12 protein-coding genes and 1 pseudogene are annotated in these 17,772 nt (G+C 72.6%); 4 read left to right on the top strand and 9 right to left on the bottom strand.

What is annotated here, in order from left to right:
* Positions 1-59: 59 nt before the first annotated feature.
* The 5 genes from ACIPK4_RS31820 to ACIPK4_RS31800 form a co-directional block, all read right to left on the bottom strand.
* On the bottom strand, positions 60-1,223 hold the full coding sequence (locus ACIPK4_RS31820) for an XdhC family protein (RefSeq protein ID WP_402319115.1): 1,164 nt from the start codon (positions 1,221-1,223) through the stop codon (positions 60-62).
* Positions 1,224-1,297: 74 nt separating this feature from the next.
* Positions 1,298-2,761, bottom strand: coding sequence for an NCS2 family permease (locus tag ACIPK4_RS31815; protein ID WP_402319113.1), 1,464 nt, complete (start codon positions 2,759-2,761; stop codon positions 1,298-1,300).
* Between the two features lie 358 nt (positions 2,762-3,119).
* Positions 3,120-5,519: a xanthine dehydrogenase subunit D gene (pucD, locus tag ACIPK4_RS31810; RefSeq protein WP_402319110.1), complete on the bottom strand. Its 2,400-nt coding sequence runs from the start codon at positions 5,517-5,519 to the stop codon at positions 3,120-3,122.
* Positions 5,520-5,521: 2 nt separating this feature from the next.
* Complete coding sequence (locus tag ACIPK4_RS31805; protein ID WP_402319107.1) at positions 5,522-6,127, bottom strand: (2Fe-2S)-binding protein; 606 nt, start codon at positions 6,125-6,127, stop codon at positions 5,522-5,524.
* A gap of 2 nt (positions 6,128-6,129) precedes the next feature.
* Positions 6,130-7,023, bottom strand: coding sequence for an FAD binding domain-containing protein (locus ACIPK4_RS31800; RefSeq protein WP_376202640.1), 894 nt, complete (start codon positions 7,021-7,023; stop codon positions 6,130-6,132).
* 254 nt (positions 7,024-7,277) lie between these two features.
* Between ACIPK4_RS31800 and ACIPK4_RS31795 the strand changes: the two genes are divergently transcribed.
* Positions 7,278-8,960, top strand: coding sequence for a PucR family transcriptional regulator (locus tag ACIPK4_RS31795; protein WP_402319104.1), 1,683 nt, complete (start codon positions 7,278-7,280; stop codon positions 8,958-8,960).
* Between the two features lie 170 nt (positions 8,961-9,130).
* Entirely contained in the window at positions 9,131-9,892 is a 762-nt protein-coding gene (locus ACIPK4_RS31790) for a hypothetical protein (protein ID WP_376202645.1), read from the top strand.
* Positions 9,893-10,076: 184 nt separating this feature from the next.
* Here ACIPK4_RS31790 and ACIPK4_RS31785 read toward each other — a convergent pair whose 3' ends face one another.
* Positions 10,077-10,742, bottom strand: a complete 666-nt coding sequence (locus ACIPK4_RS31785) for a GntR family transcriptional regulator (RefSeq protein WP_054226387.1) — start codon at positions 10,740-10,742, stop codon at positions 10,077-10,079.
* A gap of 140 nt (positions 10,743-10,882) precedes the next feature.
* On the opposite strand from ACIPK4_RS31785, the gene ACIPK4_RS31780 reads away from it, so the two are divergent.
* Positions 10,883-11,734: a (2Fe-2S)-binding protein gene (locus ACIPK4_RS31780; protein ID WP_402319100.1), complete on the top strand. Its 852-nt coding sequence runs from the start codon at positions 10,883-10,885 to the stop codon at positions 11,732-11,734.
* A 205-nt stretch (positions 11,735-11,939) separates the two neighbouring features.
* A complete protein-coding gene (locus ACIPK4_RS31775) occupies positions 11,940-13,001 on the top strand; it encodes a DUF2637 domain-containing protein (protein WP_402319098.1) in 1,062 nt (353 codons plus the stop codon).
* Between the two features lie 135 nt (positions 13,002-13,136).
* Here ACIPK4_RS31775 and ACIPK4_RS31770 read toward each other — a convergent pair.
* The 3 genes and pseudogenes from ACIPK4_RS31770 to ACIPK4_RS31760 form a co-directional block, all read right to left on the bottom strand.
* Positions 13,137-13,520 (bottom strand): annotated as a pseudogene (locus ACIPK4_RS31770) (ATP-binding protein); the annotation flags it as partial.
* Between the two features lie 170 nt (positions 13,521-13,690).
* Positions 13,691-15,433, bottom strand: a complete 1,743-nt coding sequence (locus ACIPK4_RS31765; RefSeq protein ID WP_402319096.1) for a pyruvate dehydrogenase — start codon at positions 15,431-15,433, stop codon at positions 13,691-13,693.
* A 61-nt stretch (positions 15,434-15,494) separates the two neighbouring features.
* Positions 15,495-17,387, bottom strand: a complete 1,893-nt coding sequence (locus tag ACIPK4_RS31760; RefSeq protein ID WP_402319093.1) for a protein phosphatase 2C domain-containing protein — start codon at positions 17,385-17,387, stop codon at positions 15,495-15,497.
* Positions 17,388-17,772: the final 385 nt, after the last annotated feature.

Below are 17,772 nucleotides of genomic sequence, written 5' to 3'. Positions count from 1 at the left end.
CGGCTCCTCGACTACGGCTCCGGTGCCCCTCCGGCGCCGCCGTGGGAGTCCGCCGTCCTTCAGGCGACGGAGCCGATCCTGCCGATCACCGTGTTCGAGGTGTCCGGGTGGATCGGTATGTGCGCCCCGGTGAGGGCCGCCCCCGATCCGCCGCGGCGGTTCGCGACGATCTCGGCGGCGATGGACAGCGCGGTCTCCTCCGGGGAGCGGGCGCCGAGGTCCAGGCCGATCGGGGAGCGCAGCCGGGCCAGCTCCAGCTCGGTCACGCCGACGTCGCGGAGCCGCTTGTTGCGGTCTTCGTGGGTGCGCCGGGAGCCCATGGCGCCGACGTAGGCGACGGGCAGCCTGAGGGCGAGTTCCAGGAGCGGGACGTCGAACTTGGCGTCGTGGGTGAGCACGCACAGGACGGTCCGGCCGTCGACGAGGCCCTCCGCGGACTGGGCCTCCAGGTAGCGGTGCGGCCATTCGACGACGATCGCGTCCGCCTCGGGGAAACGGTTCTTCGTCGCGAACACGGGCCGCGCGTCGCACAGGGTCACGTGGTAGCCCAGGAACTTGCCGATCCGCACGAGCGCGGAGGCGAAGTCGATGGCACCGAAGACGATCATCCGCGGCGGCGGGACGCTGGACTCGACGAGCACCTTGAGCGGCTCTCCGCAGAGCCTGCCGTCGGCGCCGATCTCCAGCACGCCCGTCCGGCCGGCGTCGAGCATGGCGCGGGCCTCTTCGGCGACGGTGCGGTCCAGCTCGGGGTGTCCCCCGAAGCCGCCCTCGTGGCCGCCCTCGCCCCGGACGAGCACGGCGCGGCCCGTGAGCTCGGCCGGACCCTCCGCGATCCGGGCGAGCGCCGCGGCCCCGCCGCGGGCGGCGGCGGCCAGCGCGGCCGCGAACACCTCCCGCACAGGGGATCCCACCGGGACCGGTGTGACGAGGATGTCGATGATCCCGCCGCAGGTCAGACCCACGGCGAAGGCATCGTCGTCGCTGTAGCCGAAGCGCTCCCGGACGGTCTCGCCGTCCTCCAGTGCCTGCCGGCACAGCTCGTACACCGCGCCCTCCACGCATCCGCCGGAGACCGATCCGATGGCCGTGCCCTCGCTGTCGACGGCGAGTGCGGCACCGGGCTGGCGGGGCGCGCTCCCGCCGACCGCCACGACGGTGGCGACGGCGAAGTCACGTCCCTGCTCGACCCACCGGTTCAGTTCTTCGGCGATGTCCAGCATTGCGGCCTCCTCGGAGGGGTTCGGTTACCAGTATCGGATGCGTGGAGAGCGGGGGCCGGATCACCGGCCTTGCCTTACTTCACCCCGAGCCACGCCTCGATCGGGTGCTCCGCGAAGAAGATCACGAAGATCACCGTCAGTGCCCACATGAAGGCACCGATCTCGCGGGCCTTGCCCTGCGCGGTCTTGATGGCCACGTAGGAGATGACACCCGCGGCGACACCCGCGGTGATCGAGTAGGTGAAGGGCATGAGCGCCACGGTCAGGAAGACCGGGATGGCGGTCGCGCTGTCGGCCCAGTCCACGTGGCGGGCGTTCTGCATCATCATCGCGCCGATGACGACCAGGGCCGCGGAGGCGACCTCACCCGGGACGATCTGCGTGATGGGGGTGAAGAAGAGGCAGGCGGCGAAGAACAGGCCGGTGACGACGGAGGCGAGGCCCGTGCGGGCGCCCTCCCCGACGCCGGTGGCGGACTCGACGAAGACCGTCTGGCCGGAGCCGCCGGTCAGGCCGCCGATGGCACCGCCGGCGCCGTCGATGAACAGCGCCTTGGACAGGCCCGGCATGCGGCCCTTGTCGTCGGCGAGCTTGGCCTCGGTGCCGACGCCGATGATGGTGGCCATCGCGTCGAAGAAGCCGGCGAGCACCAGGGTGAAGACGATCATGCCGATGGTCATGGCGCCGACGTCGCCCCAGCCGCCGAAGGAGACCTTGCCGAAGAGCGAGAAGTCGGGCATCGAGACCGCGGAGCCGTCCAGGGCGGGCGGACCGTTGCGCCAGGCCTTCGGGTCCACGTCGGCGACGGCGTTCACGATGGCGGCGACGACCGTGCCGCCGATGATGCCGATCAGGATGGCGCCGGGGACCTTGCGGGCCTGCAGCATGAAGATGGCGAGCAGGGTGATGCAGAAGATCAGGACGGGCCAGCCGGCGAGCTGCCCGACGGGGCCGAGCTGGACCGGAGGAGCGAATTCACCGCCGTTGCCGACGAAACCGGCCTTCACGAGGCCGATCAGGGCGACGAACAGGCCGATGCCCATGGTGATCGCGTGCTTGAGCGCGAGCGGGATCGCATTCATGATCATCTCGCGGAGGCCGGTGACGACCAGGAGACAGATCACGACGCCGTACATCACGCACATGCCCATGGCCTGCGGCCAGGTCATCTGCGGGGCGACCTGCGAGGAGAGCACACCCGATACCGACAGGCCCGCGGCCAGCGCGAGCGGGACCTTGCCGACGAAGCCCATGAGGAGCGTCGTCAGCGCCGCGGCGAACGCGGTGGCGGTGATGAGGGCCTTCTGGCTCATGGTGTCCCCGGCGACGTCCTTGCCGGAGAGGATCAGCGGGTTGAGCAGGAGGATGTACGCCATGGCCATGAAGGTCGTGACGCCGCCACGAATCTCATTTCCGACGCTGGACCCTCTATGGGTGATGTGAAAGTACCGGTCGAGCCAAGAACGCCCGGCGGGGGTGCGAGAGCCGTCGCCGGCCTCTTCCGCGGTGGTCTTGGGCTCCACAGACGACTGGGTCATGGTGCCTAACTCCCAAGGTTCAAAGGGGCACCCGCATGAAGATTGGAGACGCGGGATTTGGGAAACTCCGTTTGGCTGCACGACCCGGGGTGACGGCCCGAGGCGACGCTGAGGTGCACTGCGTGTACTGCGGGTACTGCGGGGGTTCTGCGGTACTGGTGGCGGCTCCGGGGTGCCGGGGCCGACGGGTGTTGCGGTGGGGGTGATACCGGTGGAACGGACCGCGAGCGGTGCGGCTCTCCGTACTCCGGACTTCTGGCTCCGGGCGGTGCGGCTGGAAGTGTGACGTTCCCGGTGTCACACCGCCCGGAGAGTCTGTGGGGGTCCGGGGGCCTCGCGGCCCCCGGACCACGCCGTCCTAGAGGGTGCCGGTGAGGGCTTCCGGACGGATCGGCGTCTTGTTGAGCTCCAGACCGGTCGCCGCCCGGATCGCCGCGAGGACGGCGGGTGTGGACGAGAGGGTCGGGGCCTCGCCCAGACCGCGCAGGCCGTACGGCGCGTTCGGGTCGGCGAGCTCCAGGACGTCGACCGGGATGGTCGGGGTGTCCAGGATGGTGGGGATCAGGTAGTCCGTGAAGGAGGGGTTGCGCACCTTCGCGGTCTTCGGGTCCACGATGATCTCCTCCATGACCGCCACGCCGAGACCCTGGGTGGTACCACCCTGGATCTGGCCGACCACGGAGAGCATGTTCAGGGCCTTGCCGACGTCCTGGGCGGTCGCCAGCTCGACGACCTTGACCAGGCCGAGCTCGGTGTCCACCTCGACGACCGCGCGGTGCGCGGCGAAGGTGTACTGGACGTGGCCGTCGCCCTGGCCGGTGACCAGGTCGAACGCGACGGTCGGCCGGTGGCGGAACTCCAGCTCCAGGTCGATGGCCTCGTCCTCGAGGATGTCGGCGATGTCCGCGAGGACCTCACCGGCGTCGGTGACGACCTTGCCGCCCTCCAGGAGGAGCTCGGCGTGCGCCCAGGCCGGGTGGTAGGAGCCGTTCTTGCGGCGGCCCATCTCCAGCAGCGCCTCGCGGACGTGCTCACAGGTGTTCTTCACCGCGCCGCCGGTCATGTACGTCTGCCGCGAGGCGGACGTCGAACCGGCGGAGCCGACCTGCGTGTCGGCCGGGTGGATGGTCACCTGCGTGACGCCCAGCTCGGTGCGGGCGATCTGCGCGTGGACGGTGACGCCGCCCTGGCCGACCTCCGCCATGGCCGTGTGGACCATCGCGACGGGCTCGCCGTTGATGACCTCCAGGCGGACGCGGGCGGTGGAGTAGTCGTCGAAGCCCTCGGAGAAGCCGACGTTCTTGATGCCGACCGCGTAGCCGACGCCGCGGACGACGCCCTCGCCGTGCGTGGTGTTCGAGAGGCCGCCCGGCAGCGCGCGGACGTCCGCGCCCTCGCCCGCGGTCTCCCACTGGCGCTCCGGCGGCAGCGGGCGGGCCTTGACCCGGCGCAGCAGCTCGGCGACCGGCGCCGGGGAGTCCACGACCTGGCCGGTGGGCATGATCGTGCCCATCTCCATGGCGTTCAGCTGGCGGAACTCGACCGGGTCCATGCCCAGCTTCGCCGCCAGCTTGTCCATCTGGGCCTCGTACGCGAAGCAGGCCTGGACGGCGCCGAAGCCGCGCATCGCGCCACAGGGCGGGTTGTTCGTGTAGAGCGCGATCGCCTCGATGTCGACGTCGTCGATGACGTACGGGCCGACGGAGAGGGAGGAGGCGTTGCCCACGACCGCCGGGGAGGCCGACGCGTACGCGCCGCCGTCCAGGACGATCTTGCACTTCATGTGCGTGAGCTTGCCGTCCTTGGTGGCGCCGTGCTCGTAGTACAGCTTCGCCGGGTGGCGGTGCACGTGGCCGAAGAAGGACTCGAACCGGTTGTAGACGATCTTGACCGGCTTGTTCGTGGCCAGGGCCAGGAGGCAGGCGTGGATCTGCATCGAGATGTCCTCGCGGCCGCCGAAGGCACCGCCGACGCCCGAGAGCGTCATGCGGACCTTCTCCTCGGGCAGGCCGAGGACGGGGGCGATCTGCTTCAGGTCCGAGTGCAGCCACTGGGTGGCGACGTAGAGGTCGACGCCGCCGTCCTCGGAGGGCACGGCGAGGCCGGACTCCGGGCCGAGGAAGGCCTGGTCCTGCATGCCGAAGGTGTACTCGCCCTCGACGATGACGTCGGCGCGCTTGCGGGCCTCCTCCACGTTGCCGCGGATGATCGGCTGGCGGTGCACGATGTTCGGGTGCGGGACGTGACCGGAGTGGTGGTCGTCGCGGCCCTCGTGGATCAGCGGCGCGTCCGCGGCCAGGGCCGAGGCCTCGTCCGTGACGAGCGGCAGCTCCCGGTAGTCGATCTTGATTTTGGCGGCCGCGCGACGGGCGGTCTCCGGGTGGTCGGCGGCCACGAGGGCGACCGGCTCACCGTGGTGGCGTACGCGGCCGTTGGCGAGGACCGGGGTGTCCTGGATCTCCAGGCCGTAGTTCTTCATCTCGGCCGGCAGGTCGTCGTACGTCAGGACCGAGTAGACGCCCGGCATGGCCAGGGCCTCGGAGATGTCGATGGACGCGATCTCGGCGTGGGCGACGGTGCTGCGCAGGGTCTGGCCCCACAGCATGTCCTCGTGCCACATGTCGGAGGAGTACGCGAACTCACCGGTGACCTTGAGGGTGCCGTCCGGGCGGAGCGTGGACTCGCCGATACCACCCTTGGTGTGCTTCTGGGTGACGTTCGTCGGCGTACCGGAGGGCGCGGTGCGGGTGTTGGCCATGATCAGACAGCCTCTCCCTGACGGGCGGCCGCGAGGCGGACCGCGTCGAGGATCTTCTCGTAGCCCGTGCAGCGGCAGAGGTTGCCGGACAGGGCCTCACGGATGTCCTGGTCGGACGGGTCGGCGTTGTGCTCCAGGAGGGCGTCCGCCTGGACCAGCAGACCCGGGGTGCAGAAGCCGCACTGGACGGCGCCGGCGTCGATGAACGCCTGCTGGATGTTGGAGAGCTCCACGCCCTCACCGGTCTGGGAGTCGGTGCCCTTGGCGGACCACTGCTTGGCCTCGTCGGTGGACACCCCGTTGCCGCCGCAGCCGCCGCCGGTGCCGCAGGCACCGCCGTGGCCGTGCGCCTCGCGCTGCTTGGCGAAGTCGGCCAGACCCTCGACGGTCACGACGTCGCGGCCCTCGACCTGGCCGGCCGCGACCAGACAGGAACAGACCGGCACGCCGTCGAGGCGGACGGTGCAGGAACCGCACTCGCCCTGCTCGCACGCGTTCTTGGAGCCGGGCAGGCCCAGGCGCTCACGCAGCACGTACAGGAGGGACTCGCCCTCCCACACGTCGTCGGCTTCCTGCTGACGACCGTTGACAGTGAAATTGACGCGCATGGTTACGCAGCCCCTTCAAGCGAGCGGCCGTTGGTGCCGCGGTACTGCTCCCACGTCCAGACGAGCTGGCGGCGAGCCATGATGCCGACCGCGTGACGGCGGTACTTCGCCGTGCCGCGAACGTCGTCGATCGGGTTGGCCGCGCCCGTGGCGAGCTCACCGAACTGCTTGGCGATCGACGGGGTGATGACCTTGCGGGACTCCCAGAAACCGCCCTCTTCGAGCGCGGCGTTCAGGAACTCCTCGGCGGCCTTCGCCCGGATCGGGGTCGGGGCGGCCGAACCGATGCCCGTACGCACCGTGCGGGTCTCGGGGTGCAGCGCGAGGCCGAAGGCGCAGACGGCGATGACCATCGCGTTGCGCGTACCGACCTTGGAGTACTGCTGCGGGCCCGTGGCGTTCTTGATGTGGACCGTCTTGATGAGCTCGTCGGCGGCCAGCGCGTTGCGCTTGACGCCGGTGTAGAACTCGTCGATCGGGATCAGGCGCGAGCCGCGTACGGACTCGACCTCGACCTCGGCGCCGGCGGCGAGGAGGGCGGGGTGGGAGTCACCGGCGGGCGAGGCGCAACCGAGGTTGCCGCCGACACCGCCGCGGTTGCGGATCTGCGGGGACGCGACCGTGTGCGAGGCGAGCGCGAGACCCGGCAGCGTGCCGCGCAGGTTCTCCATGATCTGGGTGTACGGGACGGAGGCGCCGAGCTTGGTGACCTCCTCGCCTACCTCCCACTCCCGCAGCAGACCGATGCGGTTGAGGTCGAGGAGGTACTCCGGACGGCGGTGGTCGAAGTTGATCTCGACCATGATGTCGGTGCCACCCGCAATCGGCACAGCTGTGGGGTACTCGGCCTTAGCGGCGAGTGCCTCCTCCCAGCTGGCGGGGCGAAGGAAGTCCATGTGCGGCTCTCTTCTTCTTCATCGTGTCGTTCACTTCAAGCCAGGAGGCCCTGGGGCCCTCGACTGGTCGTTCACGTGCTGTTAACGCGGTGTGGAGTCAGTACACAAGCCGTGCGTCCTTTGGGTGCAGTCACCGAAACCATGAAGGAGTTGGCTGGCGGCCTCCCTCGTCTTGTAGATTCGTATGAAAGGCAGGATGCAACGACCTGCCCGATTTCCAACGGCAACATTCGAGACAGATCGGCGGCGACACCATGCGGCTGCGCGCACTGCTGGAAACCGAGGCGCTGGGGCTGCGGCTGCTGGGCGGCGAGGACGAACTCGACCGGACGGTCCGCGGCGTCATGACGACCGACCTGAGGGATCCAAGCCGATACCTCACCGGGGGCGAACTCGTCCTCACCGGCCTGGCGTGGCGAAGAAATTCGGCCGACTCCGAGCCGTTCGTACGAATCCTCGCGAGCGCGGGCGTCGCCGGCCTCGCGGCCGGCGAGGCGGAGCTGGGGGACATCCCCGACGATCTCGTTTCAGCCTGTCGGCGCAACCGGCTGCCGCTGTTCGCCGTGAACGAGGACGTTGCATTCGCCACGATCACCGAGTACGTGGTGCGGCAGGTCTCGGGCGAGCGTGCGGGGGACCTGGCGGCCGTCGTGGACCGCCACCGCCGCCTGATGACCTCGGGCCCCGCGGGCGGTGGACCCGATGTGGTGCTGGATCTGCTCACCACGGACCTCGATCTGCGCGCCTGGGTGCTCTCCCCCACGGGCCGGCAGATCGCCGGCGCGGGAGAACCCCTGGCACCAGGCGTCTGCGCGGTGCTGGCCGGAGAGCATCTGGCGGCGGTCCGCACCGGGCGCAGGGGCCCGCACCGGATCTCCATCCAGGGTATTACGTACTCCCTGTTCCCGATCAGGGGAGCGGGCCGCGGCCCGGGCGGTCCAGGCGCCCGTGACGTGCGGGAAACCGTGCTCTCGGACTGGCTGCTGGCCGTCGAGGCGGACGCCGGCGACTGGCCCGCCGAGCGGCTCGACCTGCTCCAGGGCGTGACCCAGCTGATCGCCGTCGAGCGGGACCGCCGCGACGCGGCCCGCACGGTGCGCCGCCGCCTGGCGCAGGAGGTGCTGGAGCTCGTCCAGACGGGTGCCGCGCCCGCCGAGATCGCCGCCCGCCTGCGGGTCGCGGCCCCGGTGCTGCTGCCCGGGCTGGGCACCGCCCCGCACTGGCAGGTCGTCGTGGCGCGGGTCGACTGGGACGGCGGGGACATCCCCGGCGGCCCGGTGGCCCAGTCGCTGCTGGAGGAGATCCTCGTCGACCCGTCCGTCTCGGGGCCCGAGCCCTCGGACCGGATCGCGGTGGCCCATGCGGGTGACGAGGCCATCGCGCTCGTACCGCTGCCCGCGCTGCCCGGGGAGCCCGGCGAGGAGAAGGGCGGCCCGGACAGCGCGCTGCACGCCGACGAGCTGCTCTCCGCCGTACGGGAGCCCCTGCAGGCCGGCCTCGACGGCGACGGCCGGCTCACCCTGGGCGTCAGCGCGGCCGTGCACTCCGCGGAGGGGCTGCGCGGGGCACTGGAGGAGGCCCGGCACGCCCGCCGGGTCGCCGCGGCCCGCCCGGGCCGGGTATGCGCGGCCGGTCACCACGAGCTGGCCTCGCACGTCCTGCTGCTGCCGTTCGTCCCGGACGACGTGCGCCGCGCCTTCACGGCGCGCCTGCTGGACCCGCTGCGGGACTACGACCGCCGTCACCGCGCGGAGCTGATCCCGACGCTGGAGGCGTTCCTCGACTGCGACGGCTCGTGGACGCGCTGCGCGACGCGGCTGCACCTGCACGTCAACACGCTGAGGTACCGGGTCGGGCGAATCGAGCAGTTGACGGGGCGTGACCTCTCGCGGCTGGAGGACAAGCTCGACTTCTTCCTCGCACTGCGGATGAGCTGAGCAGATCCGGCCAGGGGCGGTGGAGGCGGCCTGACACGGCGTCCGGACTTTGTGAAAGAGTTCACCCGACCCCTTGGCCGCGGCCGTCGATCCGTGCTCTCATTTCGGCCCAAGGGCTCGACGACGTGCTGCTCGGTTGCTTTGGGGAGGGCAATGTGGCGGATACCGCCATGTCCGGTGCCGGAACTGCCGGGGGAGACGACCCCCTCCAGCGGGCGATATGGCGGCTGCGCTCGCGCGGCTGTTGGACTGACGCGGCGGCCCTGCTGACGCCGCACCTGCCCGACGCCGGCGCGGCCGTGCAGCGGACGGCGCTGCTCGTCGAGCGATGCCTGTTCACCGGGCAGGGCTGGGCCGAGGCGGAGGACGCGCTGCGGGTCGCGGAGGCGGCCGCCCAGGACGACGACGAGCGGGGCGCGGCGGCCTGCGAGCGCGGGCAGCTGGCGTACGCGGCGACCGTGCTCGGGGTCCGCGACCGCTCCGACGAGGCCCGTTCCGCGCTGGGCCGGGCGGCGGCGCTGCTGTCCCCCGGGTCCCGGACGCGGCCGCTGCTGGACTTCCGCCGGGGGCTGGTCGCGGAACACCTCGCGGACGCGCCCCAGTCGGCGCGGCCCGCGTACCACCGGGCCCACGCGGGGGCCCTGGCGCACGGGGACACGCTCCTGCTGTCGTTCACCTGGCGGCACCTGGCGGCGCTGGCGCTGCGGGACGGGGAGGTGGCGGAGGCCCGGAAGGGCTTCACGGAGTCCCTGCGCATCCGGGAGGACCTGGGCTTCCTGATCGGTACGGCCCCGGCGCTGGCGGCCCTGGCCGAAGCCGAACCGGAACCGGAGGCGGCCCGGCTGCGCGCGGAGGCCCGCCGTCTGTTCCACCTGCTGGGCGGCATCCCCACCTGGCTGGCGGACCAGCTCCACCCGACCCCGACCGGCTGACACCCCCGCCTGCCCCCGGCCACAAGCCCGGCAGGGCACGGCCGGAGGCTCGGCCCGGTCCGGCCGGGGGCCCAGCGGGCCGGCCGGAGAGGACCGCCGGAGCCCGGTCAGGGGTCCGGCGGGCACGGCCACAAGCCCCCAGCAGGGGGCAGTGGGGTCCGGCGGGGGCCGGTCAGGGGCCCCGTCAGGGCGTTGTGAAGTGGCCGCGGATCAGGGGTTCCAGGGCCGGGAGGTCGCCCGCGATCAGGGCCTCCAGCAGAGCCGAGTGCTCCGCCGCGTCCGCGACGAGGGCCTCCCGGCGGGTCCGCGGGACGCCCGGCAGCGGCCACTGCGACCGGCGGTGCAGGTCCTCGGCCACGGAGACCAGCTGCTCGTTGCCGCCCAGGGAGAGCACCTCCCGGTGGAACGCCCGGTCCGCATCCGCATAGGCCGGCAGGTCACCGGCCGCGGCGGCCTCGGCCGCGGCGGCCGCCACCGGGCGTAGCTCCGCCCAGGCCTCCGCCGGGACCGTGCGGGCCAGCCGCAGCATCACCGGGACCTCCAGCAGCGCCCGTACCTCAGCGAGCTCGGCCACCGCGCGCGGCGTACGGGAGAGCACCCGGAAGCCCCGGTTCGGCAGGCACTCCACCGCCCCCTCCAGCGCCAGCTGCTGCATCGCCTCGCGCACGGGCGTCGCGGAGACCCCGAAGCGCTCCCCCAGGGCGGGCCCGGAGTAGATCTCCCCCGGCACCAGCTCCCCGTCGACGAGCGCCGCGCGCAGCGCGTCGAGCACCTGGCCGCGCACCGAATGGCGCAGCACCTTCTGCGTGGGGATCAGCGCCGTCACCCTGACGTGGGCCGCTTCGTGCACTCGGTCCTCCTCGGGGTCTCGACCTGGGCTCTCCCGAGAATAGGTGAACAGGGCCCGACGGTGCTGGTACAGGCCACTGGAGATCAGTTAAGGTAAGGCTTACCTCTCTTCTTCCGACTGTGTGGATCGGTGGTTCCGCCATGCCCGACAGCCCTGCCCACGCCCCGCTCCCGACCGGCTCTCCGGTGGCGGACGCGTACGCACGGCTGGCCGGGATGTACGGCAGCCTCCAGGTCGTCGAGCGCGCCGCGCACGAGAGCGCCCCTCGCGGTGTGGGGTGGATCGGCGCGGACGAGCTCGCGGCCGGCGGGGCCGAGCTCGACGGCTACCTCGCCTGGGACGAGGCCCAGGTCCTGCGGGACTACGGCCGCCAGGCCCGCCCCGACGTCGTGGCCACCTTCGGGCTGCACCGGTACGCCTGGCCCGCCTGCCTGCTGATCACGGCTCCCTGGTTCCTCGCGCGGCGGGTGCCCGACCTGCCCGCGGGGGAGGTGGCGTTCCACCGGACCGGGGGCCGCATGAGCGTGCGCGTCCAGTCCTTCGCCTGCCTGCCGGACGACCCGGCGGCCGCCCTCCCCGGGGCCCGCGTCGTGCCCGACGAGGAGGCGCTGCGCGCAGAGGTGCGGGCTGCGGTGGCCCGGCACCTCGAACCCCTGCTGGAGGGCTTCGGCCCGCGCATGCGGCGCGGGCGCCGCGCCCTGTGGGGCATGGTGACCGACGAGATCGTCTCGGGCGTCTGGCACCTCGGCAAGCTCGTGGACGAGGAGCACCGGGCCATGGCCGAGCTGGACGCGCTGCTCCCCGGCAGGACCGCCCCGTACACCGCGGGCGCGGCGTTCCGCACCCTCTCCGGCCCGGGCGGCGAGCGGCTGGCCACCCGGGACCGGGCCAGCTGCTGCCTCTTCTACACGATCCGGCCGGAGGACACCTGCACCACGTGCCCCCGCACCTGCGACGCGGACCGCATCGTCCGCCTCACGGCTGCCGCCTGACATCTGAACCCACTCGTACGACTGACCGTAATCGAACACAACTCTGGCCGTACGAGCGGTAGTTCGAGCTACAACACCCTATTCGGCGGGCCCCGCCCCCCGATGGCGTCCACTTGCCCCGAAACCCGCGTGCCGAGCCGATCTCCTGCGCCACCATGGCTCCCGCGAAGGCCGCACACGCGAGGCAGAGGCAAGGGACATCCGCATGAGACTGACCGACATATCGCTGGACTGGCTGCTGCCCGGCAGCCTGCTGATCCTGGGCGTGCTTGCGGCGGTCGCGGTGCTGGCGCGGGGCAAGCGGGAGGGCGAGAAGGCAGCGGCCGAGGACACCTGGGAGCGCAGCGAGGAGCGGCGGCGGCGCAAGGAAGCCGTCTACGGAACCGCCTCCTACGTGCTGCTGTTCTGCTGCGCGGCGGTGGCCGCCGCGCTCTCCTTCCACGGACTGGTCGGCTTCGGCCGGCAGAACCTCAACCTCTCCGGGGGCTGGGAGTACCTGGTCCCGTTCGGCCTCGACGGCGCCGCCATGTTCTGCTCGGTGCTCGCCGTCCGCGAGGCGAGCCACGGCGACGCGGCCCTCGGCTCCCGCATGCTGGTCTGGCTGTTCGCGGGCGCGGCCGCCTGGTTCAACTGGGTGCACGCGCCGCGCGGCGCCGGACATGACGGGGCCCCGCAGTTCTTCTCCGGGATGTCCCTCTCGGCGGCCGTCCTCTTCGACCGGGCCCTGAAGCAGACCCGTCGGGCGGCGCTGCGCGAACAGGGCCTGATCCCGAGGCCGTTGCCGCAGATCCGGATGGTCCGCTGGCTGCGGGCCCCCCGCGAGACCTTCGGCGCCTGGTCGCTCATGCTGCTGGAGGGGGTCCGCACCCTCGACGAAGCGGTCGAGGAGGTGCGCGAGGACAAGCGCGAGCGGGAGCAGGACCGCCACCGCCGGCGCGACCAGAACAGGCTCGACCGGGCCCGGATCAAGGCCCTGGGCCGGCAGAACCGGGCGTTCGGACGCTCTCGCGCCCGCCAGGTCGACGTGCCGGGGCTGGCCCCCGGGTCGGGCTCCGCGCCGGTCGGCGCGGAGCCGGCCATAGCGGAAACGGGACAACTGCCCGCCCCGCGCCGCCGGCCCTCCCTGCAGGCCGTGCACGGAACCGAGATGACTGAGGCGACCGGGCCCCGGACGGTGGACCTCACCGCCGAGGACGATACCCAGACCCTCCCCCGCCTCGACTCCCTGGAGCGCAAACTCAAGGACCTGGAACAGCAGTTCGGCTGACGGCTGCCACCCCGGAGGGCCCGCCCGTCAGGCGGGCCCTCCGTCGTACGCGCCCCCGTAGGTGCCGTCGTACGCGGTCTCGTACCCCGTCTCGTACGCGGCCCCGTAGGCCCGGCCGCCGAGGCCGCCCGGGGCCCCGGCCAGCTCGAACCACACCACCTTGCCGCCGGCCTGCACCGGCGACTCCACGCCCCAGGCGTCGGCGAGGGCCTGGACCAGCATCAGCCCCCGGCCGTGCGTACCGTCGTCGGCGGTCGGTACGTACGGCCGGGGCCGGCGCGAGACGTGGTCCCGGACCTCCACCCTCAGCCGGTCCGCGGCGAGCCGCGCGGACACCTCGGCGCCCTGGTCGGTGTGGACGAGGGCGTTCGTGACGAGCTCGGTGATCAACAGCTCCGCCACCTCGGCGGTGTCGGCCGGACACCGATGATGCATCAACTCCCGTAACGCGCGGCGGACTTCGCCCACCGCCTTGAGATCGGCCCGGCGCACGCTCCGGGTGATCTCCACCGTGTCCATCGCTCCCCCGTCCTCGACGGACGGTTCACGCGGTACGGGCCGCCCTCTCCTCCACTGCTTCCCGGTCTTCGCCCCCACCCGCACGGCGATGTACCTCCCCCGTATCCCGACGGATCTCGAACTGGTCTACGGGATGCATGCCCGCCGGGGCAGTCCGCACTCCTGCCGGGTTACGGGCGGGGCACGTTGCGCAGGTTGGATCGAGCCATCTGGATCATCCGGCCCACCCCACCGTCCAGCACGATCTTGCTGGCCGATAGTGCGAAACCGGTCACCATCTCGGCGCTGATCCTGGGTGGAATCGACAAGGCGTTGGGGTCGGTCACCACGTCCACCAAAGCGGGCCCCTCGTGCCGGAAGGCGTCCCTCAGAGCCGCTGTGAGCTGCTTGGGCTTCTCCACCCGGACGCCGTACGCGCCCGCCGCGCGGGCGATCGCCGCGAAATCCGGGTTGTGGTTGGTCGTTCCGTACGAAGGAAGGCCGGAAACCAGCATTTCCAACTCGACCATTCCGAGCGATGAGTTGTTGAAGAGGACCACTTTGACGGGCAGGTCGTACTGCACCAGGGTGAGGAAATCTCCCATCAGCATCGAGAAACCACCGTCACCCGACATCGACACCACTTGACGGCCGCGGTCCGTGAACTGTGCGCCGATGGCCTGCGGGAGGGCATTGGCCATGGAACCGTGGCTGAAGGAGCCGATGATGCGCCGCTTGCCGTTCGGGGAAAGATAGCGTGCCGCCCATACGTTGCACATGCCCGTGTCGACGGTGAAGACGGCGTCCTCGTCGGCGAGTTCGTCGAGGACGGAAGCCACGTACTCCGGGTGGATCGGGGTGTGCTTCTCCACCTTCCGCGTGTACGCCTTGACCACGCCTTCGAGGGCGTCCGCGTGCTTCTTGAGCATCCGGTCCAGGAAGCGGCGGTCCGTCTTGGCCTTCACCCGGGTGTTCAGTGCGCGCAGGGTCTCCCGCACGTCGCCCCAGACGGCGAGGTCCAACTGGGATCGGCGGCCCAGGTGTTCGGGGCGGATGTCCACCTGGACGATCTTCACGTCGTCGGGCAGGAAGGCGTTGTACGGGAAGTCCGTGCCGAGCAGGATCAGCAGATCGCACTCGTGGGTGGCCTCGTAGGCGGCTCCGTAGCCGAGCAGGCCGCTCATGCCGACGTCGTACGGGTTGTCGTACTGGATCCACTCCTTGCCGCGCAGGGCGTGCCCGACGGGTGCCTTGACGCGGCCCGCGAACTCCATGACCTCGGCGTGCGCCCCGGCGGTGCCGCTGCCGCAGAACAGCGTGACCCTGTCGGCCTCGTCGATCAGCCGGACCAGCTTCTCGATCTCCCCGTCTCCGGGGCGTACGGTCGGCCGCGCGGTCACGAGCGCGTGCTGGATGCTCTTCTCCGGGGCCGGGAGGGACGCGATGTCGCCGGGAAGCGAGATCACGCCGACGCCGCTGCGGCCGATGGCGTGCTGGATGGCGGTCTGGAGCACCCGGGGCATCTGCTGCGGGTTGGAGATCAGCTCGCTGTAGTGGCTGCACTCGGTGAACAGCCGGTCCGGGTGGGTCTCCTGGAAGTAGCCGAGGCCGATCTCGCCGGACGGGATGTGGGAGGCGAGGGCGAGGACGGGGGCCATCGAGCGGTGCGCGTCGTAGAGGCCGTTGATCAGGTGCAGGTTGCCGGGACCGCAGGAGCCCGCGCAGGCGGCGAGCCGGCCCGTGATCTGGGCCTCCGCGCCGGCGGCGAAAGCGGCCGTCTCCTCGTGCCGCACCTGGATCCACTCGATGTCGCCGGTCCTTCGGATGGCGTCGACGACCGGGTTCAGGCTGTCTCCGACGACTCCGTACATCCGGCGCACGCCCGCGCGCACGAGGATGTCGACGAACTGCTCGGCCACGTTCTGCTTGCCCATGGAAAGGCGCCCTTTCGTTGCCTGCCGGGTACGCCCGTCCATCCATACACACTCTGCGCGGTCACGCCTCCCAGACGGCGGCGGCCGTCCGGTCGTCGGCGTAGCCCTTGAGGCGGAGCTGGGTGTCCGCGAGGAAGGCCGCGAGGCCGGGGGGCTCCGCGTCGGCCCAGCGGGCGGCGAGCTCGGCCGGCAGCAGGGCCTCCTCCCGCATGGGGGCCGCCAGGCCGCCCGAGCAGAGCAGCAGGGTGTCCCGGGGGCGGGCCACGGCGGCCCGGAACCGGAACCCGTCGCCGGGGGATTCCGCCGGCTCCGGCTCCGGCTCGGGCTCCAGGTCCTGCCAGGCACCGGCCCGCAGCCGGAACAGCCCGCCGGCGCCCGCGCCGAAGCAGATCCGGGTCTTGCACTCGGGATCGATGGGGAGCAGCAGGACGCGCAGCCCGGCGGTGTACGCGTCCTCCGGCAGGCCCAGCTCGGCGGCGTGCGCGCGCAGGCGCCCGTAGCCCCGGTCGGTGAGCCGCTGCAGCCCCGAGCGCAGGGCGTCACGCCGGCCCGCGCGGATGTCGTCGGCCAGCCGCTCCCTGCTCCGGCCGACGGCCGAAGCGATCCATCGGCACAGCTCGGCGGCGGCTTCGGCGGCGCCGGGGGCGGAGCGGTCGCCGCCGGCGAGGGCGACGAGGACGAGGGCGTCGTCGCCGGTGCCGAAGCGGGTGGTCAGCAGGAAGTCCCGGCGGGTCTCGCCGCGGAAGCGGGCGGAGTCCCCGCGCACGGAGGTCGCCCGCAGGGTGTACGCCCCGTGCCGGGCCCCCTCCAGGACGGTGTCGGGCACGAGCTCGTCGAGGGCTCCGGGATCGGCCACGGGCAGGGCCCCCGGCTCGGCGGCATAGGTCGGCGCCCGGTCCCCGAGATACCCCACGACGGGCCGCTCCCCGGCCACCGGCCCGGTCTCCACCCCGGACGCGGCTCCCGCACCGGACGCGGGCCCCGTCCCCGCCCGGGACGCGGCAGCACTCTCGGGGCCGGCCTCGGCCGGGACCTCCCCGGCCACGGGCAGGGTCCCGCCGGGCGCAGCGGCCCAGGGGCCGCCGCCGGGGTCGGGCCACGTGCCCGGGCCGGTTACGGGAACGGCGGCTCCGGGACCCGCCCCCGCCCCGGGCGCGGTGGCGCCGCCGGGGGCGGAGACGGCCAAGTCCTCGGCACGGGGTCCCGTGGGCTCCCCGGACGCGGCGGCAGCCTCGGGGCGGGCCTCGGCCGGGACATCCCCCGCCACGCCCGACGGCCAGGTCCCGCCGGGCGCAGCGGCCCAGGGGCCGCCACCGGGGTCGGGCCACGTGCCGGGGCCCGTTCCGGGAACGGCGGCTCCGGGACCCGCCCCCGCCCCGGGCGGAGTGGCGCCACCGGGGTCCGGCCACGTGCCCGGGCCGGTTCCGGGAACGGCGGCTCCGGGACCCGCCTCCCCGCCGGGCGCAGTGGCGCCGCCGGGGGCGGAGACGGCCAAGTCCTCGCTACGGGGTCCCGTCCGCTCCCCGGCCGGCGGCCAGGTACCCGCGGGCGCGGCCGCCCAGGGCTCGGGCCACGTGCTGGCGCCCGGCGGGGTGGTGTCGGGCGGGAGGTCGGGAGCGGCCTCGGGGAGGGCCGGTGGCACGGTCACGCTGCCGAGGCCGTACCCGGTCGTACCGGGCTCCCGGGGGTCCCGTGGCGGCGGTGGTTCCGGGGCGGGCTCAGGGCGCGGCCCCGGCAGCACGGCGTGCGGGGGCGCAGGCGGGGGCTGCGCGGGTTCCGCCGGCGGGCGTGGGGACGGGACCGGCCCCGGGAGGGCCGTCACCGAGGACGCCGAGTGGAACCGGCTCTCCAGGGTGTCCCCCGGATCCGGATCGGCATCCGGGTCCGGGACCGGTTCCGTCTCCGGGTCCCCGTACAGCTTCTGCCACCAGTCGTCCGCGCCCCGCTGACTCATGCGCTCATTCTCGGCCCCGCGCAGCGACGGAAAACGCCGAACGCGCGAAAAGGGCCCCACCGGGCCGCCGCCCGGTGGAGCCCCTTTTCGCATCTCTCGTACGGCCTGACGGATGTCGTACGCCCGCACGACCGTCCGGGTGACGGCGGCGCCGAACGCACCGGCGATCTCCGCGCCCGCGTCACCTGCGCCCCCGGCCCCGGGGTGGTCGACGACCGCCGACCACCTGCCGCCCGTCTCGGCCACCCCGCGCGCGCCGGCAGGGGCCTGCGGGTACTGCGCGATACCGGGCGCACCGGACTCCCCGGGTGAATTCCGTCCCCCCTGCTGCATTGCACGGCAAAGTTGCCCGCAAGTGCCTTCTGACCGGCGGATGTCGGCGCTG

The sequence above is a fragment of the Streptomyces sp. NPDC086989 genome (assembly GCF_044745505.1).
In the GTDB taxonomy this organism is placed as follows: Bacteria; Actinomycetota; Actinomycetes; order Streptomycetales; family Streptomycetaceae; genus Streptomyces.
Note: the sequence above shows the minus strand (reverse complement) of the source record. Positions and strands in the feature narration are given on the sequence as shown.